This window comes from Falsibacillus pallidus (assembly GCF_003350505.1).
Classification (GTDB): domain Bacteria; phylum Bacillota; class Bacilli; order Bacillales; family DSM-25281; genus Falsibacillus; species Falsibacillus pallidus.
Window position 1 is genome coordinate 1 of sequence record NZ_QQAY01000027.1, and the last position, 20,869, is coordinate 20,869.

Consider the following 20,869-nt stretch of genomic DNA (forward strand, 5'->3'; position numbering starts at 1 on the left):
TCAATCCGCTCGACTTGCATGTATTAGGCACGCCGCCAGCGTTCGTCCTGAGCCAGGATCAAACTCTCCGAAAAATTGTTGGCTCAAAGCCACAAAGTTTCAAGCTTGATTAGCTCGATTTTTTAAAAAAATAGATTAACGTTGACGTTTTGTTTTGTTCAGTTTTCAAAGATCAATTTCGTCTGCTCCATCTCTCAGAGGCGACTTTTCTAATATATCATCTTGTCCTGTTTAAGTCAACAACTTTCTGAAATTCTTTTTTGATTTCGTTAGCTGTTTTATCGGACAAGAAATAATATATCACGATAACTTTGTGTGCGCAATAGTTTTTTTCATTTTTTCAATAAAAAACTAAAACTAGATTATAAATCATATTCTACCACGTTCTATCATAAATTGAATTAACTATTTCTGAAAGGAGTACTTCCTTTGCTGACTAAGATCGCACTATTGATTTGTTTTTTCATGGCACTGTATTTATTTTCTTTCTCTTATATAGAAGGACTTAAGATCGGAAATAGAGGAGAACGGTTCGAGGCAGGCACTTTTCTATTTTTCACGGGCATGGCATTTGTGTTTTCGGGATTGACTTATTTGTTCATATAGAAAAACCAGGCTGCTAGAGCCTGGTTTTCTTATTAATCGCTTCTTATGATGGAGGAGATGCAGGCATCTGTGAACTCGCCATTGATCAGAAACCTTTTTCTTAAGGTTCCTTCATATTGGAATCCATTTTTGTGCAGGACTCTTTTGGAAGCTTCATTTAAAGAATGGTAAACAGCCTCTATCCTATTGAATCCCAACTTATCAAAACCGAAGTTTACGACTTTATTAATGGCTTCCGTCATTAGCCCCTTCCCCCAATGATCAGGATGAAGGTCGTAGCCAATTTCCGCCTTGAAATGCTCCGGCTCCATTTCGTGGTATCCGATTGTTCCAATGAATTCATTCTTCTCTTTCAATATAATGGCCCAGCGGATTTGTTTTTTCAGTTCAAAATTCAGATGGAGCTTTTCTATTAATCGCTCTGCCTCTTCCTCACTTTTAAAAGGGTCTACATCATAAAATTTTGTTACTTCATCCATGGAAAAAATCTTAAACAGGGATGGGGCATCCTCTCTATAGATCTTTCTTAACTTAAGTCTGGGCGTTTCTATTTCCATGAATGAGTTGAAAATGCTGTTCATCTCTGTCATTTACTTAATTCTTTCATGGATTAATTCGTACAGAACTTTAAGGTTGTTCCAGCCATAGCACACTTCTACGAATTTTTCGCCACCGATTTCAATTTCTTCTTCCCCTAATTTAATCGGGTTGAATGATTCATAAAATTTAATAGAAGGATTTTCTTTTAAAACCCATACATTCATAGATTGAAAACCTCTTTGAAGTAAATCTTCCACGCCGACGGAAAGCAGGTCAGTGCCGGCGCCTTTACGTTTAATAGAATCCAATAGGTAAATGGCATACAATTCTCCATCAATACCAAATTCCCCTGAGCGCTCTTTGCCAAATGATGCAAATCCAGAAACGATGCCATCGGCTTGTGCCACATATACAGAATGGTCATTTTGTAAAACTTGGCTCCATAATTTGAAACGCGGTTCAACTTTTAGTGATTGGAGATAGGGTTCATTCACAATCCCTTTGTATGACTGCCTCCAGCTTTCAACATGCACTTCCGCTATCTGCTCTGCATCTTCCAGGCGTGCTTTTCTAATCAACATGTCTTTCCATCCCCTCATACAGATTCGGCATTATTTTTAAGCAATTTCATTTTTTCTTTTCTTTCATTTATTAAAAAGATGGATATGCCCAGAATGACAATGAGCCCGCCTGCTGCCTGCCAAATGTGCAGCTTCTCACCAAGAAGGAAATAAGCAAGCATTGAAGCTCCGACCGGTTCAAATAAAATGGCCATGGAAATAGTGGATGTACTGACCCACTTCAACGACCAATTGAATAAACTATGACCCAAGAGATTTGGGATTATGGCAAGAAGGGAAAAGTAAATCCAATCTTCTGCCGGATATGGTCCGAATTTTTCACCTGAAGCCAGTACATAAAAGAATAGGACCACAGAACAAATGAAATAGACAACGAAGGTATAGGTCATAAGGGAAAGACGCTTCCTTACATGCTGGCCGAATAATAGATAGGCCGTCACTAGAGCACATGCGGCAAGCGCAAGCAAATCCCCGAACAATGCTTTGCCGCTGATGTGGAAATCTCCCCAGCTGATGATTACACTTCCCAGGATGGCCATTACCCCGCAAAGGATGGCTTTAATAGATAAGCGCTCTTTGAAAAATAGAAAGGTCCCGAGGAATGCGAATAAAGGCTGCAGTGTTACAAGGACTGTCGAACTGGCAACCGATGTGTAATTCAAGGATTCAAACCAAAGGATGAAATGAAAGGCTAAAAAGATTCCTGCAATAATGGAAAATAGCCATTCGCGTCGGGTGATGATTTTTAATTCCTTCAAATGTTTAGCAAGGAATAACGGCAGCATCAGCAGGACTGTAATAAATAATCGATAAAAAGCGATCACCCCTGCATCTGCCGAAGACACTTTGACTAATATAGCTGAGGTCGATACAGATGCGACGCCTATTCCCAGCGCAACATAAGGATTGATTTTTGGTTCTTCCATGGTGTTGTCTCCTTTTTGCTAATATGTTCATGTTAAAGGTACATTGATATGTTAAAATATAAACACTATTCTATATTTTAAAAGTAGATTTTCCAATGGTTTTTTAATATTTCAAAGGAGGCAGACACTTGGGGGTATCGGGTCTTAATTTAGAAACAGAAATCATATTGAAACTTTGCATCTCGGCCGTTCTTGGCCTGGTGATCGGATTGGAAAGGGAATTGAAGCGGAAACCAGTCGGCTTGAAAACAAGTTTGGTCATATCGATCGTCAGCTGCTTGTTGACCATTGTCTCGATTGAATCGGCTTATCTGTTTCCTGAACATGGCTTGGTTAACATCACAATGGATCCTTTGCGTTTAGCTGCACAAATTGTTTCCGGGATCGGTTTTCTGGGAGCCGGTGTTATTTTGCGGAGAGGGAACGACAGCATCTCCGGTCTGACAACGGCCGCCATGATTTGGGGGGCAGCAGGAATCGGTATTGCTGTCGGAGCAGGATTTTATGTTGAAGCCATTGCAGGCGTAATCCTTTTGATCATCAGTGTAGAATTCATTCCTTTTATCATTAAAATTATCGGGCCACAGAAGCTTCGTGAAAAAGAACTTTTAATCAAGCTTATTGTTGGAGAAAAGAAAAGCATCGAAACGGTCATCACAAAAATCCAGGATGAAAAGTTTTCTATTAAAAACATTCGGATCAGGGATAAACAAGATTTGACGCATTTAGTGGAATTGAAAATCACGGTCAACTTCAAGCGGAAGACGACCGATATCTATTATACAGTATCCGAAATTGAAGGCGTTCAAAGTGCGGAAGTAGAAAGCTTGTGAAGTTAAACAAGGCGCAGTCTTTATGACAGCGCGCCTTGTCCATTATTTTCTTCAGTTTTTTCAATGATAGTATTGCAAAGCTGCAAAATTGTTGTATAATATCGCTTAGACGTACATATCGGGGCGTTAGCTCAGCTGGGAGAGCGCTACGCTGGCAGCGTAGAGGTCAGGGGTTCGAGCCCCCTACGCTCCATATTTAAAAACCTTTGCACATCGCAAAGGTTTTTTCTATTTCACTTCCTTCAGCCCCAATCCTTCAATCATTTCTTGAATCCCTTCTTCACAATAGCCATATGACTTCCATGAACAAGTACTGCAGACAATCTGGACATCTGATGGTGTCACATGCTTCCTGATCCTTGATTCGATATCCTCCCATCTTATAACTTGACCGACGTATAGTCCCAATTTTTTAAGGATCGCGGCATCTCTTTCGAATATATTCATTTCCTGGCAATGATACTCGCCATCGTTTGGGTATTTTTCACACAATTGATCTGGCCCTTTAACGATTTGTATCCATGTCTTAGGCCTGTTCCTAAGCCCCTGATGCAGCTTCGTCATATTTTCTACATACTCTTTTGAATATCCCATGCCTCTATAGCCTAATAAGCAAAAAAGATGGTGTCCCCGCAGTTTATACATAAACATCCCCTTCTCTTATCAAGAATACTAATATGTTAACCTATAAACATATTAAGTTAACTATTTTTCTCTATTATAATTTATATAGGCAAAAAGAAAAGTGCTAAGGAGATCCTCAGCACTTTTCATTAAACAGGTACACTGACTTTCCTCAGCATGCTGATGGTTATAAAACTGGCCAGCATGATAATGGCAAAAGCCAAAAAGATATTATGCACCCCAAGGAAAGCAATCATGGCTCCAGTAAGAAGTGCGGATGAAATTTTTACGAAAGAAGCCAGGATGGTCCTTAGTCCAATCACGCGCCCGATGAATTCCTTTGTTGTGTTTAATTGAATCAGCGTTTGGACCACAATTAAATGAGACATGGTAAAGAGCCCCAAGATGAAAATCAAGAAGATAGATGGAATCGATTGGTCTGAGAAAAATAAGAGCAGCGATGCCGTAAGCATGCCTCCCATCGTACCTATGATCACCTTATGTTTAAATTTCTTCATAAAATAAGCCGCAACCAGTCCTGCGATGATTCCCCCGGCAGAGAAAGCCATTTCAAAGGAAGAATACAGCCCGCTCCCTCCCCGTAATTGTTCAGCCAAAGGCAGAAAGAGGGTAGTGGCCATTTGGATGCTTATGCTGTTTAAAATAGAAAGAAAGAGCAGATACTTCATCCCTTCTTTATCTTGAATGTATTGCCACCCTTTTTTCATTTCTGCAAAATAAACAATTTTCGATTGCTTCACTTGCTTCGGGCTTACCCGTTTAATGGTAAAGAAAAATAGTGCCGCGAATAAAAAAGTCAGCGAATTGATAAAGAAGCCCATCGAGAGAGACATGCTCACAAGGAAGATGCCTGAAACACCTGTCCCTGCAATCAAGGCAGCTTCATTCAATGAAGAAGCTTTTGAAATGACAAAAGGCAGTTCTTTCGCCGTAAAAGCTTCTTTAAGAAAAGACTGTGAAGCTGGTTTATAGATGGTATAGAAAACAGCCAACAGAAATTGAAGAAGATAAAAAATAAACGATGAATCCACTTTAAAATAAATCAATGCAGCCATGATAAATACAAGCAGGAATCTTAGGAAATCAGTGATGATGACGATATTTTTAGAATCCCGATGATCGACATAAACCGAAACAAATGGCGTCAGGAACATGCTCGGCAAATAATAGATGGCAATCATAAGCCCAATCGATGCTGCTTCACCTGTCAGATGATAGATATACCACATCAAGGCGATCTGCTGGATTCCATCCCCCAATCCGTTGATAAAAATGCCTGCAAAGTACTTATATTTATTATTCATCCAAAAGACCTCTTTAACATTATTTTCCTTCATTTTACCTTTCTATTTCTATAAGATAAATGACAGAAAATCTATATCTTGGCATAAGGATTTCTTATCATTTTTCTATAAAAAAAGAATGCCAATAAGACATTCTTTTTTTAAGTAAACATTAACTTGATTCCAATAATGATGACGATAAAGGCAAGAAGCTTCGTGATGGTGCCGCCTGATATTTTGGATGACACCAATGCGCCGGCCTGCCCTCCAATCAACACTCCAATCCCGCAGAATGCAGCGACGGCCCAGTCAACCCTGCCATGGATGATTGGCTGGATCAATCCGATGCCGGAATAAATCGCTAATGAGAATATCGATGTGGCAGTGGCATAATGGACACTTACGCCAAAACCGTAGACCAATATAGGGACCAGAAGCCATCCTCCCCCGATTCCAAAGAAAGAAGAAATAGTACCAAGCAGAATGCCGACGAGCCCAATCTTGATGCCATATCCCCATGACATTTCATGGATGTCATGTTCTGTTTTTTGTGCATCTGAACTTTTATCAGCTTTTCGGAAATTCTTCCAAAGAAGAAACGCACCGAGTCCGATCAATGTAACTGCAAATACTATTTTAAATACATGCTCCGGACTTCTCACAACCAGCCATGAACCAATAAAAGTCCCCGGGATGGCCCCTAAAGAGATAATTAATCCCGTATAGAGAAGTATTCTTTTTTGTTTAATGAAGGCGAAAATCGAAGTGGAAGCATTGAAGAATACGAGAGCCAAACCAGTTGCCGCTGCAGTTGCAGGCGAAAGATCCGTCAGCATCAAGAGAAACGGAACAATGATGAAGCCGCCTCCTGCCCCGATGATGGTCCCATAAATACTCGCAATGAATCCTAATACAGCCAAACCTATGTACATCATAGAAGTCTCTTCTTCCTTTTTATAAAATTAATAAATCATTTATTACAATCTTACTCTTTTGCACCTTCAATGAAAATATGAAACCGGTACTTTCATAAAAAACTTCAGCCCCTTTAAAAAAGGGCTGAATTTCTATTGTCCGATGATACTACCATCTTTTTCTTTTAATAATGCTTCTTTCAATTTCTTTAACGTTTCTTCATCAAATTCTTTCTGCTTGTCTTCTAATCCAAGCAATGAACCAATTCCGATATCTCCCAAAAGGGGAGCCTGTATTTTTGATAATTGTTCAGATATAGAGGAATCCTCTTCACAAATCTCTGGAAGCGGCTTTTTCTCTTGCAGCGCTTGATCGATCAGCTCCAGGCCTAGCTCCTTTGTGATCTTCCCGTTTGCCTTCCTTGTCTTTTGACATATGGAAGTCAATGTTTGATCAGCAGACTTGACCGTATCGTCCACTACTTTTGTGGTATCTTTCAATGGTTTAGCCACTTTAGAGACTGTTCCTTCAATGGGTTTGAGAATGGGATCCCCCGTATTTTTTATCGGTTTAATGACAGAATCCGCTGTTTCAACGGTTTTCTTTACCAGATCACCTGCCGGCTTAACCGGTTTGGTCAAATTCTCTAATGCATCATCCATCTGCTTTCCTGTTGAAGATTCTTCTTTTTTAACTGCTGCTTCTTTTGCTTGCCCATCCCCGCAAATCAAGGGGAGCCTGCCATCTTTTAAATGTCCAAGTTCATTATCAAGTTGAGTAAGCGGCAGCATGGCGGAGTCTTTTAAAATACTGAGCTTCGAAGGTTTCTTCGGCGACTGGAAACCTCTGACAGTCTGCAATAAAAGCCCCTCCAGATCACTGTCAGATGAGCTTAGCTTATGGGCAGTCATGGCGACATCCTCCAACCCTGCAGATGGAATAAGTGTGGAAGGTTCAATGCAGGCGCCTTTGAATGACAACGCACTGGCATCGACTGTCATATTATGAATTGTGACTGGACCCTTTGCTACCATGGTGATGCTCATGGCACCCTCTGGCGTTGAAAATTCCTTAGTCAATTTCATTCCATAGATCATGGCTTTATCATAATGGATGCGCAGCATGCCCATTTCCTTTTTTTGCGACGTTTGTCCTTTTATAAAATCTACCGTCATATTTTCTCCTATCACCCGATCAGCCTGAACAAGGAATCCATCAATATCATGGGAGGTATCTTCTTTTGCCATAAGAGAAGGGCAAGAAAAGCAAAATATCAATGAAAAAATCATGATGGAGACCGCAGTAATTTTCATTCGCATCATGGAATCATCCCGCTTTAGCCGTTTCTCTCGGCTGTGATGCCGGGTGCCGGTCATCTTTCCATTCTATTGGCCTCCATGCCAATAATGCCGCCCCGCCAATCAGTCCTAAGATCGTTCCGATAAATAATCCCCCGAGTGCTCCGATGACGGAAAGCACGGAGAGGAACATGATGATAATTCCAAGCACCTTTGCTGACTGCGGGAAGAAGAGACTTAATAAACCCAGTACTATGATAAGACCTCCGAACAATAAACCTACGACAGCAATGGAACCGGGAAGAAACGCACTTAGAAATAAATTCAAAGGAACCCATAGGATGAGGGAACCACTGATGATAGCAATCACCGATCCCCAAAATGGCCTTGAATGCCTCCATTCTGTAAAGTTCACAAAATCCCCTCCTACTTTTTATCAATTTTGTGCACGGTCAATTTCATTCCATTCATCGTAATGGTTTTTTGGAATAAGTAATGGGTCTTGAGTTTAGCGCTGCCAAGTGTGATGTGTGAAGAAGACTGTTTGAACTGCTTTGTCCAATCGCTGCTGTAGTTTTCCTTTAATACAAGGTTGCTGAATTTTGCATTGGCCTGAATTAAGCTTGCATCCTGCTGCAGGCCTGTGATCTGAACCGGCTTGGAAGCAGTTATTTCAACGCGCAGCCATTGGTCCCCGACTTTAAAATCTTTATAAAGCTTCAAATTTTTGATGGTCAGCTTTTCAATTAAATTTGTCCCTTGAGGTGCTGATTTGGAGCTGCTTGTCTCCCCCATTTTTGGATAGAACGTATATCCATCCCCCTCAAGATTATCGAATTCTACATAAAAATCCCCAACACCTGCGAGTGGGACCGCATAAGCAACACCGGACAAGCCGATCGATACCAGCAGGGCCCCAAGCAAAATCATCCCTGAAAGAAAGGAAGTCCAAAATACTTTTTTGCTGGTCCTTCCCCCTCTGTTGATTTCCCTCTTCTTCTCGTTCAATCTGAACACCTCGCCTCATTCGTCTTATTCCTAATGTAGAACAATTAAAAAAAGCAAACCATTACTATTTTTTTCGGGGAATCAAACCGCACCCCTCAAATGTCGGGTTAAATAAGTTTATATCCCCATAAATTTTCACTTTGTTTAGAATATTGTGAATAAGATGGTGGAGGTGTTGATTCATGGAGACCAAAATCAAAGATCTCTTTCAAAAGGCAATGGAATTGCTCCTGTCTTATGAAAACGAGTTTTTATTGGAGTGGGGAAAATGGAAGAAAACACTTATGAACAGAGGTTTTCGTTTGATTCAGGAATTTGACCAGATGCTTAAATCCGGGTTTTTAATCGCTAAGTCAACAAATAATCTATCCATAGATCAATTTGCATTTGCAATGGCTGCCGAATGGAACAAAAAATATCCGCTCCTGAAAGATGACACGGAGGGAATTTTTATCATTACGATGATTGAGGACAGATTTCATCATTTACTTTCAAAAGACAAAAAGGAATTGCTGGATCACCAGTCCATCCAAGCTTTTTTCTCACGAATGATCGACCAGGTGCTGTTGACCAGCCAAAATGAAATTCAATCCGATCATTGGCTTCGTTTAATGACTTCAACTAAAATGCTGCCGTTGCAATGGATGGCCATTATTCATGAGAATCAAGGAGAATTCAAGGTCCATAAAATTTCTCATCCGGAGAATCACCCTATCACACAACAGATGATAGGAATAAGCGAAAAATTAGGAGCCGATAGCCTTGCTGATTTATCACTTGCATTAGAAAGACTATTATCCTCTGATAGGGAAAGCGGGCAGCTCATCCACATCCCCTGCCTTCATGATCATGTCCTATTAATGGTTCCGAAGGGGGAAACCGTGACCAAGGAAAAAAAGGAATGGTTCAGAAGGATGTATGTACGGCAATTGACCGTCAGTCATCTGCAATCCGAATTAGAATGGAAGGATGCTGCCCTTCTTTATTTGCAAAGGCTGCTTCACTCACGGAATGTGGAGGAAGCGATAGAGTCAGTTTCACAGGGACTCGTCGATTATCTTCCATTTAAAAGATGCGGACTATGCCTCTACTCCCCAAGTGATAATAAGGGAATCGGAAGCATCTATTATAATGCTGATTCACAAGGTGTTTCAAAAACGGAGGGCGAGTTGCATCGAGATCCTCTTCTAAAGGAATACTTTGAAAAATACGCAAATGCTAAACCTATTTATTGCAATGAACCTTCAAATCTATTGCCTGATGAATATGTAAAAGAATATCATTTGAAATCATTTGTGGCCGTCCCCCTTTATGCTCCTCTCTATTCAAAGTTGATCGGAGTCGCTTTGCTTGATCAAGGGGCTGGGACGGATTTCACCATTTCCACACAGACATTAACCACTTTGATTAAATTTGGGAGATATGCAGGAGATTTGCTGCATCCCTACTGGAATGAAGCTTCCAATCATTTATGCTTGGCACACAACCTGCTTTCCCCAAGAGAAAAAGAAGTCCTGAAACACATATCACACGGGGCATCCATCAGTGAAACAGCTGATGCCCTCTCGCTCAGCAGCTACACTGTGAGGGACTACGTATCCATCATCATACAAAAGATGGATGCGAAAAATAGGACAGAAGCCGCAGTCAAAGCCATTAAAATGAAAATTATTTAAATCCCAAAACATACAGTTTACAGAGCAAAACCACTATGACTCCAAGTATCTACAAATCTCTAAAAAGTTCGACATATTTACAAATATTGAGATTGTATTAAGATTATGTAAAAAATGAAGAAAGGGCTTTCTTACCTATTTTTGTACTAGATTTACTATTGTATAGTAGTAGAAAAGGAGGGATTTTGAAAAAATGGGAAAAAAGAAATTTTTCAATAAGTTTTCGAAGTTAGTCTTCGCTGCATCTTTGCTCGCGCCATTTTCCACAATGGCCCATTACAATCCTGCACATGCAGAAACGGCTGCGGATCCAGCTCCGTACATAACTCCTTCTGTGGCCAACGGAAAGAAAGTATTATTCGATAATACACATGGACAGACGGCGGGTGCTGCTGACTGGGTCATCAATGGTGGATTTTCAGACTTTGGAAATGCTTTGGCAGGCACAGGGTACTATGTCAAAGAACTAAGAAAAAGCACACCGATTACACTAAACGATTTACAACAATATGACGCTTTTGTTATCGGGGAAGCCAACATCCCATATAAAACGTCTGAGCAGCAAGCGATGCTTGACTACGTCAAACAAGGCGGAAGCATCTTCTTCATTGGCGACCACTACAATGCAGACCGCAACAAAAACCGCTGGGATGCTTCAGAGGTGTTCAACGGCTACCGCAGAGGCGCATGGGACAACCCTGCTAAAGGAATGACAACAGAGGAAGCAAGCTCTGCTGCGATGCAGGGAGTTGAAAGCTCTGACTGGCTATCCGACTACTTTGGAATCCGTTTCCGCTACAATGCACTGGGTGATATTACAGCGAATCAGATCGTTGCACCTGACCAAGCTTTCGGAATTACTGAAGGCGTCAACACTGTAGCCATGCACGCAGGCTCAACGCTTGCTATCACAGACCCTACAAAAGCAAAAGGGATTGTCTATCTTCCTCAAACAAATGAGGCTTGGGGCAATGCTGTTGACCAAGGCGTCTATTCCGGCGGCGGCAAAGCAGAAGGTGCATTCGTAGCAGTCTCAAAGGTTGGTAAAGGAAAAGCAGCTTTCATCGGGGATTCTTCACCTGTTGAAGATGCATCACCTAAATACCTTCGTGAAGAAGGCGGAACGAAAAAAACGACTTATGATGGGTTTAAAGAGCAAAACGACGGTAAATTGCTCGTCAATTTGGTGAATTGGCTATCTACAAAGGAAGACTATACAGGATTTGATCAAGTTCCTGGATTGACGCTGGACGAGCCTACGAAACTGCTTGATTTCGAACAGCCGGAAAAATCAACCGAACCACAGGCAGAACCATGGTCAGCACCTCAAGCAGGCTATAAATGGTATGATCCTTCCACATTTGCTGCTGGTTCATACGGATCGAACAAGACGGCTACTTTACCTGAATACTCTTTCGTTCATCAAAGTGTCCTGCCGAATGCACAGGAGTTCCAGATCCGTGTAGTGCTCGACAATCTTCAGCCGAATGAAACAGTAAGTGGGTTGAAGCTCGGTCTATACTTAGATGGCGGTAATCAGGTCGGCTACTTTAAAGGCGCAGATGGCACCTATCCGAAAAGTCCTGGTTACAGCAGTGAATTTTCCGTAACTGCCGATAAAAATGGAAAAGCTTTTAAAGACGTTGATGTTACAGTTGTGAAAGGAACGGAAGGCGCAGCAAACTTAAGGCTGAAAGTTGGCAGTAAAAACGCCCTGACTGAAAGCGTAACGTTTGGAAATGTCGATTCAGAACCCCTTCCAGATCAGCAAGGACCAAAAATTCCTGACCTGATGACAATCGATGCAGCTAGGGCAGCAGGTGAAAAAAACCTTGTAACTGTTGAAGGTGTCATCACTTCTGAACCTGGCGCTTTCGGTGGGGAAGGGTTCTATCTTCAGGATGATACGGGTGGCATTTATGTCTTCCAGTCAGAAAGCGACTATCATAAAGGCGATAAAGTAAAGCTTACAGGAACCACCTCCCTTTATAATGGTGAATTGGAGCTTTCCGATTTGATTAAAGTGGATAAACTGGGGACAAGTGAAGTTCCAGCTGCCAAAACGGTATCCGCTGTGGACGCGTCCAATCAAGGACAATATGTTAAGCTTGAAAATGTAAAAGTAGAGAATCTGCCAGACACAGCTGGTGGCACATTTGAATTCGATGCAGTGTCTGCAGACGGTTCTAAAACAAGAGTCAGAGTCGACAGCCGCACTGGCGTTGCCTTGAATCAGCTTCTTGAAACCCTTCAAAATGGGGACTCTGCCAATATTTCCGGCATCTCCTCCATCTTCAAAGGGACATATCAATTGAAGCCATTGAGCCTATCGGATTTTGAAAGTGTGGACACAACAGCACCAGTCATTGAAGATCTTGCCCAAACAACTTTCTATCAATATGAAGGATTCAACCAAACCATTGTTGCAACGGATGAAGACAGCGGCGTGGCGAGCGTATCCATCACATTGGATGGTGTGGAAGTTGACAATCCGGTCGTTGTTGAGCCATTGAGTTTATCCGTTGGTGATCATACTCTTCACGTAACGGCTGTGGATAACTCAGGCAACACGAGTGAGAAAGACTTTACGTTGACAGTGAAAATGGATGTCGCTCATTTGGACGAACTTCTCCAATACGGTTTTGACCAAGGAGAAATTACAAACCACGGCATCTTGAATAGTTTAAAAGCCAAAGTAAAATCAGGCAATACCAATGCCCTTGCGCATGAGGTATCTGCCCAAAGAGGGAAGAAGATTTCTGCAGAATTTGCTGATCTCCTCCTGAAAGACTTGGCGGAAATATAATCAAATGCGGGACCGAAGAACCTGTTCTTCGGTTCTTTTTTGTGGAGTTTAAAGTTATGGGGTCTTTCCTTAATGGGTATACTGGTCAATGCGATTTGTAAATAGGAGCTGATATTTCTTGGCAACATATCTTTATCAGACATTTTCACGCTGGCCGCTTCTCACAAGGATTTTCTTTATGGCGGTATTCTCCATCATCCTTTTTGGATTCGTCATCCATGTTGTTGAGCCCAAAACATTCCCTTCGACATTCGATGGAATCTGGTGGGCCATCATCACAGCTTCTACTGTCGGCTACGGTGACTATATACCACATACAACTGTCGGCAGGCTCGTTGGCATATTATTGATTCTTGTAGGTGCAAGCTTCCTTTCGTCCTACTTCGCCACACTTGCTACCACTGCAGTCAATACGCAAAATACACTTAAACAAGGGAAAGCCCTTTTTATCGGTAAAAAACAGACATTGATCATCGGCTGGAATGAACGATCCCGTGATGTCATTATGCAGCTGATTCAATTGAAAGAGGATACAGAAATCGTCCTGATTGACGATACCCTTTTGGAAAATCCATTTCCGAACCCGCACGTCCATTTCATTAAAGGTAAACCTTACTATGATCATGTCCTGACTCAAGCGAACGCAAAGTCTGCCAAATTGCTTCTTGTGACAGCCGATCAAAATACACCCGAATATCAGGCGGATATGAATACGATCCTTACACTCATTGCCGTAAAAGGAATGAATCCGGATATCCACAGCATCGTGGAAATTTTGACCGCCGATCATGTCCTAAATGCAGAACGGGCCGGGGCAGATGAAATTATTCAAACGAATAAACAAACAAGCTACGTCATGATCAACAGCATCCTCTCTCATGGAATGGCTTCGAGCCTGTTGATAATGCTGAATCAAATAAAAGGAAACAAGATAAAGTTCACCCCTGTCGAACCACATTTTGCCGGGAAAACGTTTGATGCAATCAGCCGTTCCTTGTCGGATGATCAAGTTTTGCTTATTGGATATAAAAGAGGAGAGGATTCCATTGTGAATCCTCCCCGTGATGAGAAAATCAAAGCAGACGATCAGCTGCTCGTAATATCGGACTAATCTAAAAGGACCTCTTCCAGTTCTTTCACCAATTCTTTTCCGACCGAAATATATTCTTCCGGGAAGCTTGCATCCTTATCCACCGGCTCCTGGAATTGGTTAAACGAAGCGGATACGTTGAAGATATTCGCATTGTCATCAAGCCCACGCTGATACTTGTGGGATAACAAATACGGCTTGCCTAGTTTGACAGTGGCACCTCTGGCATCCAGCTGCCCATCAACGGAGGTGAATGGCAGACGTAAGAATTGATAGCCTACTTCATCATCGATTTTGTAGTCAAAGCAGCCATGATCATATTCCCAATTGCCGCCAATGGTATAGCCAAGCGGCTTTAATAGCTGTTCTAATTTATATAATTGGTAATGCTGCCCTTCAATTCGTGATTCTAATTCTATCATTGCTGCTGCACTCCCTTAAGCATATTTTTCTTAGTTTCTCATGGCAGCGGCCGTACTATTCCCTTTCTTTCCACATATATAAAAAAACCTTGGCAGACCATTCTGCCAAGGTTTCTTAATTCACGATTACTTCAGACGTTTTTCGAGTTCTGCTTTTTTCTCTTCGAAGCCAGGTTTGCCTAATAGAGCAAACATGTTCACTTTATATGCTTCAACACCTGGCTGATCAAATGGATTGACGCCAAGCAAGTATCCGCTCATTGCGCAAGCTTTTTCGAAGAAGTAAACCAAATAGCCGAATGTATAGGCATCCATCGCAGGGATTTCCACGATCAAGTTTGGAACTCCTCCATCTGTATGGGCAAGCAAAGTTCCTTCGAATGCTTTGTTGTTGACGAAATCAACCGTTTTACCGGCTAAGTAATTCAATCCATCAAGATCGTTGCTTTCCTCTTCAATCGTCAATTCGTGGCGCGGTTCATCCACTTTAATGATTGTTTCGAAAATGTCGCGTCTTCCTTCCTGTACATACTGCCCTAAAGAATGCAGGTCTGTAGAGAAATTCGCAGATGAAGGATAGATGCCTTTTTGATCTTTCCCTTCACTTTCACCGAACAGCTGCTTCCACCATTCAGCAAAATATTGAAGTCCTGGTTCGTAGTTGATCAGCATTTCGATTGTTTTTCCTTTATTGTAAAGGACGTTTCGAACTGCTGCATATTGATATGCGATATTTTCTTCGATCTCTGAATGGCTGAAGTCTTCACTTGCTTTTTTAGCTCCGTCCATCATTTCTTCAATGTTCACGCCGCTTACAGCGATTGGCAGAAGTCCAACAGGAGTCAGAACAGAATAACGGCCGCCGACATCATCAGGAATGATGAATGACTCATAGCCTTCTTCTGTCGCTAAGGTTTTCAATGCACCTTTTGCTTTATCTGTTGTCGCATAAATGCGTCCCTTCGCTTCATCCACACCATATTTTTCTTCCAAAAGCTTGCGGAAGATACGGAATGCCAATGCCGGCTCTGTTGTCGTCCCTGACTTGGAGATAACATTGATGGAGAAGTCTTTTCCTTTTAAAAGGTCCATTAAATCTTTCATGTAAGTGGAACTGATGTTATTTCCGACAAAGAAGACTTGAGGCGTCTTGCGGTCTTCTTTAGACAGGGCATTATAGAAGCTGTGGTTCAGCATCTCGATAGCCGCACGAGCACCAAGGTAGGAACCGCCGATGCCGATGACAAGCAGGATATCGGAATCATTCTTGATTTTCTCAGAAGCCTTTTGGATTCTTGAGAATTCTTCTTTATCATAATCAGACGGCAGATTGATCCAGCCTAAGAAGTCATTACCCGCCCCAGTTTGTTCATGCAGGGAATGGTGGGCGACTTTAACTGCATCACGCAAATATGTAAGTTCATGTTCGCCGAAAAACGAAAGAGCTTTGGAATAGTCAAATTTAATATGTGTCATGAAATTTCCTCCGTTTAATTAGTGGTCTTTTATCACTTTATCGAAAGCTGCGATGATAATCAAGAAATCCCCTGTACTGTAAGCGTATCCAATTTAATTTTTTTTATGGAATTAATCCGGATGGTGTCCAGTTGAAATAAAAATAGGCTGCTCAATTAAAGAGCAGCCTTCCTCTTCTTTTTATAAAGAAGCTTTCAAGATGGACAGTACGTCGTCGCGATTCAATTTTGTGAAGTTGCCGAATTCACCATTGGACATTGCTTTGTCTGCAATGGAATCAAGCTTGCTGTCGTCGATATCATAGTCGGCAAGACTTGAAGGAGCACCGATTGAACTCCAGAATTCGCGGAGCTTCTCAATTCCTTCAAGCGCTGCTTCTTTATCGGATTTCCCTTCTGGGTCTACACCGAATACGTTGACAGCCATTTGCTTAAAGCGAGCAGGATTCACATCAAGGTTGTGCTTCATCCAGTTAGGGAACAGGATTGCCAATCCGCCTGCATGCGGGATATCGTAGACTGCTGAAACAGCATGTTCGATGTTATGGGTCGCCCAGTCGCCTCTGTACCCCATTTGAAGCATTCCATTCAATGCAATATTCCCTGCATAAAGAATGGTTTCGCGAAGTTCGTAATTTTCCAGATCATCTATTAATTTTGGTGCTGTTTCAATGACCGTATTCAATACGCCTTCGCACATGCGGTCCTGTACAGGTGTATTGTCCGCGTTGTTGAAGTATTGTTCAAAAACGTGGGACATCATATCGACCATTCCATAAATGGTATGGTTTTTCGGAACGGTAAACGTGTTTTGAGGGTCCAAAATCGAGAATTTAGGGAATGTAGCAGGGCTTCCCCAGCCATATTTCTCGTTTGTTTCCCAGTTTGTTATAACAGAACCAGCGTTCATTTCAGAACCTGTGGCAGCTAAAGTCAGCACAGTACCAAATGGCAGTGCTTCTTTTGCGAATGCTTTTTTCGTTACAAGATCCCAAGCATCTCCATCATATTTTGCTCCTGCAGCAATCAGTTTTGTACAGTCGATGACGCTTCCGCCTCCGACCGCGAGCAATACATCGATATTTTCTTTCTTGCAGATTTCAATCCCTTTGCGTGCAGTTGTCACACGAGGGTTAGGTTCAACACCTGCAAGTTCAAATACCTCTGCATCCATTTCCTTTAATTCAGCTACTACTTTATCATAAAGACCGCTTTTCTTGATGCTTCCGCCGCCATATACAAGTAGAACTTTTTTTCCGTATTGGGGCAGCTCGTTTTTCAACTCTGATAATTGATCTTTTCCGAAAATTAATTTTACCGGGTTATAAAAAGTGAATTCATTCATTACAAAAATCCCTCCTTGGCATCATTATTAACCACAGGACTAGCATTTGCAAAAAAGATGCTTGGCCATACGTTTTACAGCTGCATATAAAACATGAAGATGATGAATAATTTAAGTAAGCTCGTCGGAATCTAAAGACGTAGCTATTTGTTAAGGAGGAAAACAATATGAGTGGAATTCAACGTATTGCACTTGTTCTTACCATTATCGGCGCCATCAACTGGGGTCTAATTGGGTTCTTCCAATTCGACTTGGTCGCAGCTATATTCGGTGGACAAGGAGCTGCACTTTCCCGCATCATCTATGGTTTAGTTGGAATCGCCGGGCTTATCAACCTCGGTCTATTGTTCAAACCGAGCGAAGAGCTTGAGCGCGATCCAGAACCGCGTGCAACCCGCTAAGCGCTTGTATATAAAGCAAAGACACCCAGGATTAAACCTTGGGTGTCTTAGTTTTTTCGTCCAACCTCGGCGCCTCTAAACAGTCGGCTCCGCTTTTCTTTATACCCATCCTCTAAATTTAGACGCTTCCGCCATTTTGCGGGCACCGGCCATGTAGGCAGCCAGACGCATGTTGATTCTGCGGTTTTCAGCTGTTTCATACACGTTGTTAAAGGATTCTACTAGTTTTTTGCGCAATTTATCATTTACTTCTTCTTCTGTCCAATAGTATCCCTGGTTGTTCTGAACCCACTCGAAGTAGGAAACGGTAACGCCTCCAGCGCTCGCAAGTACATCCGGTACCAGCAGGATGCCTTTATCAGAAAGAATTCTTGTAGCTTCCATAGTTGTTGGGCCATTTGCAGCCTCAACGACAATAGACGCTTTAATGGAATTTGCATTATCTGCAGTAATTTGGTTGGAGACTGCAGCAGGCACAAGGATATCGCAATCCAACTCAAGCAGTTCCTGGTTGGAAATTGTATTTTCGAATAAGGTCGTAACCGTACCGAAGCTATCTCGGCGATCTAATAGATAATCGATATCCAAACCATTAGGATCATGGAGTCCGCCGTACGCATCGGAAATGCCGACAACCTTCGCGCCGGCATCATGCATGAACTTCGCTAAAAAGCTACCTGCATTTCCAAATCCCTGGATGACGACCCGTGCACCTTTAATTTCTATCCCTTTTCTCTTAGCTGCTTCTTCAATGCAGATGGTTACCCCTTGAGCCGTTGCTTTTTCACGGCCTTGGGATCCTCCTAAGGCAATCGGCTTCCCCGTGATGAATCCAGGGGAGTCGTATTCTCTCAAACGGCTGTATTCATCCATCATCCAAGCCATGATTTGTGAATTGGTATAAACATCAGGTGCAGGTATATCTTTTGTAGGGCCTACGATTTGGCTGATTGCACGAACATATCCACGGCTGAGCCTCTCGATCTCGCTCATGGACATGGTGCGGGGGTCGCAGATGATTCCGCCTTTTCCTCCCCCATATGGCAGATCGACAATTCCGCATTTCAAACTCATCCACATAGAAAGAGCCTTAACTTCTTCTTCATCTACTTCAGGATGGAAACGGACGCCCCCTTTTGTAGGGCCAACAGCATCATTGTGCTGGGCGCGATACCCTGTGAATACTTTTATTTTGCCATCATCCATTCTGACTGGGATGCGGACCGTAAGCATTCTTAGAGGTTCTTTTAATAATTCATAAAGTGCCTCATCATAGCCCAGTTTTGTGAGCGCTTCCTTAATAACTTCTTGAGTTGATGTAAATAAGTTCAGGTTCTCCATCACTATTCGCCTCTTTTGGTAGTTTCTTTATGCTGTCATCTTAACACATTAAGAAAGCACATTTTTGATTCTTTCAATTGCCCAGTCCAATTCTTCTTTTGAAATGACAAGTGGTGGAGCAAAGCGGATCACTGTATCATGTGTTTCTTTGCAAAGCAGCCCCTGCTCTTTAAGGCTCTCACAATATTTTCGCGCCGGCTCTTTTAGCTCGACACCTATGAACAGGCCTCTTCCCCTGACTTCTTTGATTATTGGATTTTCGATTTCCTTTAGCTTATCCATGAAGTATTCGCCGAGCTCCAATGAACGCTCTGCAAGCTTTTCATCAACCAGTACGTCCAAGGCAGCTACCGAAACGGCACAGGCCATCGGATTGCCGCCGAATGTGGACCCATGTGAACCAGGGTTGAATACATTCAAAATCTCCTTGTTAGCCACTACGCAGGAAATTGGGAAAACCCCGCCGCCTAGCGCTTTTCCAAGAATGTACATATCCGGATCGACATCTTCCCATTCACACGCAAACATTTTTCCGGAACGTGCAAGGCCAGCCTGGATCTCATCTGCGATGAAGAGAACTTTATTTTCTTTGCAATATTCATGTGCGGCCTTTAAAAATCCTTGTTCAGGCAAGACAATTCCTGCTTCACCTTGAATCGGCTCAATAAGGAATGCAGCTGTATTTGGCGTGATGGCTTCTTTCAGCGCATCCAAATCTCCGTATGGAATCAACTTAATGCCCGGAAGCATTGGTCCGAAACCGCGTTTATATTCTTCTTCAGAAGAAAGGGAAACAGCTGTCATCGTCCTGCCGTGGAAATTTCCGACACATGCGATGATTTCTGCCTGGCCATCAGGAACACCCTTAATGTCGTATGCCCATCTGCGAGCGGCTTTGATTGCTGTTTCAACAGCTTCAGCTCCAGTGTTCATCGGGAGAGCCATTTCTTTATTTGTCAATTCGCAGATTTTTTCGTACCAAGGTCCGAGCTGATCATTATGGAATGCACGGGAAGTCAAAGTGACGCGATCGGCCTGATCCTTTAACGCCTGGATGATTTTTGGATGGCGATGCCCTTGGTTAACTGCGGAATAGGCGCTCAGCATATCCATATATTTATTACCTTCCGGATCTTTCACCCATACACCTTCAGCTTCTGAGATCACAATCGGCAGGGGATGGTAGTTCGGTGCACCGAAGCGTTCTGTCTGTTCAATGATTTCATTTGTTTTAATCATGCTTATTCCTCCATTCATGAAGTTCATTATTTTAAAACAGGGCTGGCTAAAAAAAGCCAGCCCTTTTATTCACTGTCCAGCTTCTGCGCCTAGCTGCTCGAGGTCATAAGCCATAACTCTACGGAAATCAGGATTTCCTTCGAGTTCCGTCTTATGCCAGTCGCAGCTTTCAAGGCGCTTCCGCTTTTCTATTTTAAAGCATTTCAGATGTTGTTTTCGCTTGCATATGAAGCATTAGGTAGTCTGGGCCGCCCGCTTTGGAGTCGGTTCCGGACATGTTGAATCCGCCAAACGGCTGGTAGCCGACGATCGCGCCTGTACAGCCGCGGTTGAAGTAAAGGTTACCGACATGGAAGTCTTCCTTCGCCTGGTCGATGTGTGCGCGGTTGTTCGTGATGACTGCACCCGTCAAGCCGTAGTCTGTGTCGTTGGCGATTTC

At 42.5% G+C, this 20,869-nt stretch carries 21 protein-coding genes, 1 tRNA gene and 1 rRNA gene; 7 read left to right on the top strand and 16 right to left on the bottom strand.

The genetic code is table 11. The features are described 5' to 3' along the window. Window positions 1-74: ribosomal RNA gene (locus DFR59_RS19440) — 16S ribosomal RNA — on the bottom strand; the annotation flags it as partial. A 355-nt stretch (window positions 75-429) separates the two neighbouring features. On the opposite strand from DFR59_RS19440, the gene DFR59_RS20185 reads away from it, so the two are divergent. After that, window positions 430-606: a hypothetical protein gene (locus tag DFR59_RS20185; RefSeq protein WP_158538445.1), complete on the top strand. Its 177-nt coding sequence runs from the start codon at window positions 430-432 to the stop codon at window positions 604-606. Window positions 607-638: 32 nt separating this feature from the next. Here DFR59_RS20185 and DFR59_RS19445 read toward each other — a convergent pair whose 3' ends face one another. The 3 genes from DFR59_RS19445 to DFR59_RS19455 are packed head-to-tail and all read right to left on the bottom strand — an operon-like array spanning window position 639 to window position 2,653. Beyond that, window positions 639-1,196 (bottom strand): GNAT family N-acetyltransferase, encoded by a 558-nt coding sequence (locus tag DFR59_RS19445; protein WP_245948539.1) that lies wholly within the window; start codon window positions 1,194-1,196, stop codon window positions 639-641. Further along, window positions 1,197-1,727 carry a GNAT family N-acetyltransferase gene (locus DFR59_RS19450; RefSeq protein WP_211318581.1) on the bottom strand — a complete coding sequence of 177 codons (531 nt, stop codon included), beginning with the start codon at window positions 1,725-1,727 and terminating at the stop codon, window positions 1,197-1,199. Between the two features lie 14 nt (window positions 1,728-1,741). Further along, window positions 1,742-2,653, bottom strand: coding sequence for a DMT family transporter (locus tag DFR59_RS19455; RefSeq protein ID WP_114747328.1), 912 nt, complete (start codon window positions 2,651-2,653; stop codon window positions 1,742-1,744). 128 nt (window positions 2,654-2,781) lie between these two features. Between DFR59_RS19455 and DFR59_RS19460 the strand changes: the two genes are divergently transcribed. Together DFR59_RS19460 and DFR59_RS19465 are read left to right on the top strand one after the other, a co-directional pair. Continuing rightward, complete coding sequence (locus tag DFR59_RS19460) at window positions 2,782-3,486, top strand: MgtC/SapB family protein (protein WP_114747329.1); 705 nt, start codon at window positions 2,782-2,784, stop codon at window positions 3,484-3,486. A gap of 120 nt (window positions 3,487-3,606) precedes the next feature. After that, a tRNA-Ala gene (locus DFR59_RS19465) sits at window positions 3,607-3,679 on the top strand. A gap of 35 nt (window positions 3,680-3,714) precedes the next feature. Here DFR59_RS19465 and DFR59_RS19470 read toward each other — a convergent pair. From DFR59_RS19470 to DFR59_RS19495, 6 genes are all read right to left on the bottom strand, one after another. After that, window positions 3,715-4,131 (bottom strand): DUF1284 domain-containing protein, encoded by a 417-nt coding sequence (locus DFR59_RS19470; protein WP_114747330.1) that lies wholly within the window; start codon window positions 4,129-4,131, stop codon window positions 3,715-3,717. Window positions 4,132-4,259: 128 nt separating this feature from the next. Then, window positions 4,260-5,435 (bottom strand): MFS transporter, encoded by a 1,176-nt coding sequence (locus DFR59_RS19475; protein ID WP_114747331.1) that lies wholly within the window; start codon window positions 5,433-5,435, stop codon window positions 4,260-4,262. Window positions 5,436-5,575: 140 nt separating this feature from the next. Further along, window positions 5,576-6,349: a sulfite exporter TauE/SafE family protein gene (locus tag DFR59_RS19480; protein ID WP_114747332.1), complete on the bottom strand. Its 774-nt coding sequence runs from the start codon at window positions 6,347-6,349 to the stop codon at window positions 5,576-5,578. Between the two features lie 132 nt (window positions 6,350-6,481). Continuing rightward, window positions 6,482-7,648, bottom strand: a complete 1,167-nt coding sequence (locus tag DFR59_RS19485) for a hypothetical protein (RefSeq protein ID WP_114747333.1) — start codon at window positions 7,646-7,648, stop codon at window positions 6,482-6,484. 7 nt (window positions 7,649-7,655) lie between these two features. Next, window positions 7,656-8,042 (bottom strand): DUF6114 domain-containing protein, encoded by a 387-nt coding sequence (locus tag DFR59_RS19490; RefSeq protein WP_114747334.1) that lies wholly within the window; start codon window positions 8,040-8,042, stop codon window positions 7,656-7,658. Between the two features lie 11 nt (window positions 8,043-8,053). After that, the gene (locus DFR59_RS19495) at window positions 8,054-8,635 is read right to left on the bottom strand and encodes a DUF6230 family protein (RefSeq protein ID WP_114747335.1); all 582 of its coding nucleotides are present in this window, start codon (window positions 8,633-8,635) and stop codon (window positions 8,054-8,056) included. Between the two features lie 182 nt (window positions 8,636-8,817). Between DFR59_RS19495 and DFR59_RS19500 the strand changes: the two genes are divergently transcribed. The 3 genes from DFR59_RS19500 to DFR59_RS19510 all read left to right on the top strand — a co-directional run bounded on the left by DFR59_RS19500 (window position 8,818) and on the right by DFR59_RS19510 (window position 14,228). Continuing rightward, a complete protein-coding gene (locus DFR59_RS19500) occupies window positions 8,818-10,311 on the top strand; it encodes a LuxR C-terminal-related transcriptional regulator (RefSeq protein WP_114747336.1) in 1,494 nt (497 codons plus the stop codon). A gap of 193 nt (window positions 10,312-10,504) precedes the next feature. Next, a complete protein-coding gene (locus DFR59_RS19505) occupies window positions 10,505-13,117 on the top strand; it encodes a DUF5689 domain-containing protein (protein WP_114747337.1) in 2,613 nt (870 codons plus the stop codon). 118 nt (window positions 13,118-13,235) lie between these two features. Next, on the top strand, window positions 13,236-14,228 hold the full coding sequence (locus DFR59_RS19510) for a potassium channel family protein (protein WP_245948540.1): 993 nt from the start codon (window positions 13,236-13,238) through the stop codon (window positions 14,226-14,228). Here DFR59_RS19510 and DFR59_RS19515 read toward each other — a convergent pair. From DFR59_RS19515 to DFR59_RS19525, 3 genes are all read right to left on the bottom strand, one after another. After that, window positions 14,225-14,629 (bottom strand): YugN-like family protein, encoded by a 405-nt coding sequence (locus DFR59_RS19515; RefSeq protein ID WP_114747338.1) that lies wholly within the window; start codon window positions 14,627-14,629, stop codon window positions 14,225-14,227. The genes DFR59_RS19510 and DFR59_RS19515 overlap by 4 nt on opposite strands. Window positions 14,630-14,755: 126 nt before the next feature. After that, window positions 14,756-16,105, bottom strand: coding sequence for a glucose-6-phosphate isomerase (locus tag DFR59_RS19520; protein ID WP_114747339.1), 1,350 nt, complete (start codon window positions 16,103-16,105; stop codon window positions 14,756-14,758). Window positions 16,106-16,285: 180 nt separating this feature from the next. Beyond that, window positions 16,286-17,449: an iron-containing alcohol dehydrogenase gene (locus tag DFR59_RS19525; protein WP_114747340.1), complete on the bottom strand. Its 1,164-nt coding sequence runs from the start codon at window positions 17,447-17,449 to the stop codon at window positions 16,286-16,288. Window positions 17,450-17,616: 167 nt separating this feature from the next. On the opposite strand from DFR59_RS19525, the gene DFR59_RS19530 reads away from it, so the two are divergent. After that, a complete protein-coding gene (locus DFR59_RS19530) occupies window positions 17,617-17,850 on the top strand; it encodes a DUF378 domain-containing protein (RefSeq protein WP_114747341.1) in 234 nt (77 codons plus the stop codon). Between the two features lie 99 nt (window positions 17,851-17,949). On the opposite strand, the gene DFR59_RS19535 is transcribed toward DFR59_RS19530, so the two are convergent. From DFR59_RS19535 to DFR59_RS19545, 3 genes are all read right to left on the bottom strand, one after another. After that, window positions 17,950-19,194 (bottom strand): Glu/Leu/Phe/Val family dehydrogenase, encoded by a 1,245-nt coding sequence (locus DFR59_RS19535; protein ID WP_114747342.1) that lies wholly within the window; start codon window positions 19,192-19,194, stop codon window positions 17,950-17,952. 45 nt (window positions 19,195-19,239) lie between these two features. Continuing rightward, complete coding sequence (locus DFR59_RS19540) at window positions 19,240-20,430, bottom strand: ornithine--oxo-acid transaminase (protein WP_114747343.1); 1,191 nt, start codon at window positions 20,428-20,430, stop codon at window positions 19,240-19,242. A gap of 193 nt (window positions 20,431-20,623) precedes the next feature. Then, window positions 20,624-20,869 (bottom strand): aldehyde dehydrogenase family protein (locus DFR59_RS19545; RefSeq protein ID WP_114746887.1); only part of this gene is annotated, 246 nt, incomplete at its 5' end.

Coding starts and splice junctions, on each gene's coding strand:
- DFR59_RS19475 (WP_114747331.1), bottom strand. CDS start 5,435: ATGAATAATAAATATAAGTACTTTGCAGGCATTTTTATCAACGGATTG.
- DFR59_RS19515 (WP_114747338.1), bottom strand. CDS start 14,629: ATGATAGAATTAGAATCACGAATTGAAGGGCAGCATTACCAATTATAT.
- DFR59_RS19470 (WP_114747330.1), bottom strand. CDS start 4,131: ATGTATAAACTGCGGGGACACCATCTTTTTTGCTTATTAGGCTATAGA.
- DFR59_RS19500 (WP_114747336.1), top strand. CDS start 8,818: ATGGAGACCAAAATCAAAGATCTCTTTCAAAAGGCAATGGAATTGCTC.
- DFR59_RS19525 (WP_114747340.1), bottom strand. CDS start 17,449: ATGAATGAATTCACTTTTTATAACCCGGTAAAATTAATTTTCGGAAAA.
- DFR59_RS19485 (WP_114747333.1), bottom strand. CDS start 7,648: ATGCGAATGAAAATTACTGCGGTCTCCATCATGATTTTTTCATTGATA.
- DFR59_RS19520 (WP_114747339.1), bottom strand. CDS start 16,105: ATGACACATATTAAATTTGACTATTCCAAAGCTCTTTCGTTTTTCGGC.
- DFR59_RS19505 (WP_114747337.1), top strand. CDS start 10,505: ATGGGAAAAAAGAAATTTTTCAATAAGTTTTCGAAGTTAGTCTTCGCT.
- DFR59_RS19480 (WP_114747332.1), bottom strand. CDS start 6,349: ATGATGTACATAGGTTTGGCTGTATTAGGATTCATTGCGAGTATTTAT.
- DFR59_RS19540 (WP_114747343.1), bottom strand. CDS start 20,430: ATGATTAAAACAAATGAAATCATTGAACAGACAGAACGCTTCGGTGCA.
- DFR59_RS19530 (WP_114747341.1), top strand. CDS start 17,617: ATGAGTGGAATTCAACGTATTGCACTTGTTCTTACCATTATCGGCGCC.
- DFR59_RS19445 (WP_245948539.1), bottom strand. CDS start 1,196: ATGACAGAGATGAACAGCATTTTCAACTCATTCATGGAAATAGAAACG.
- DFR59_RS19455 (WP_114747328.1), bottom strand. CDS start 2,653: ATGGAAGAACCAAAAATCAATCCTTATGTTGCGCTGGGAATAGGCGTC.
- DFR59_RS19450 (WP_211318581.1), bottom strand. CDS start 1,727: ATGTTGATTAGAAAAGCACGCCTGGAAGATGCAGAGCAGATAGCGGAA.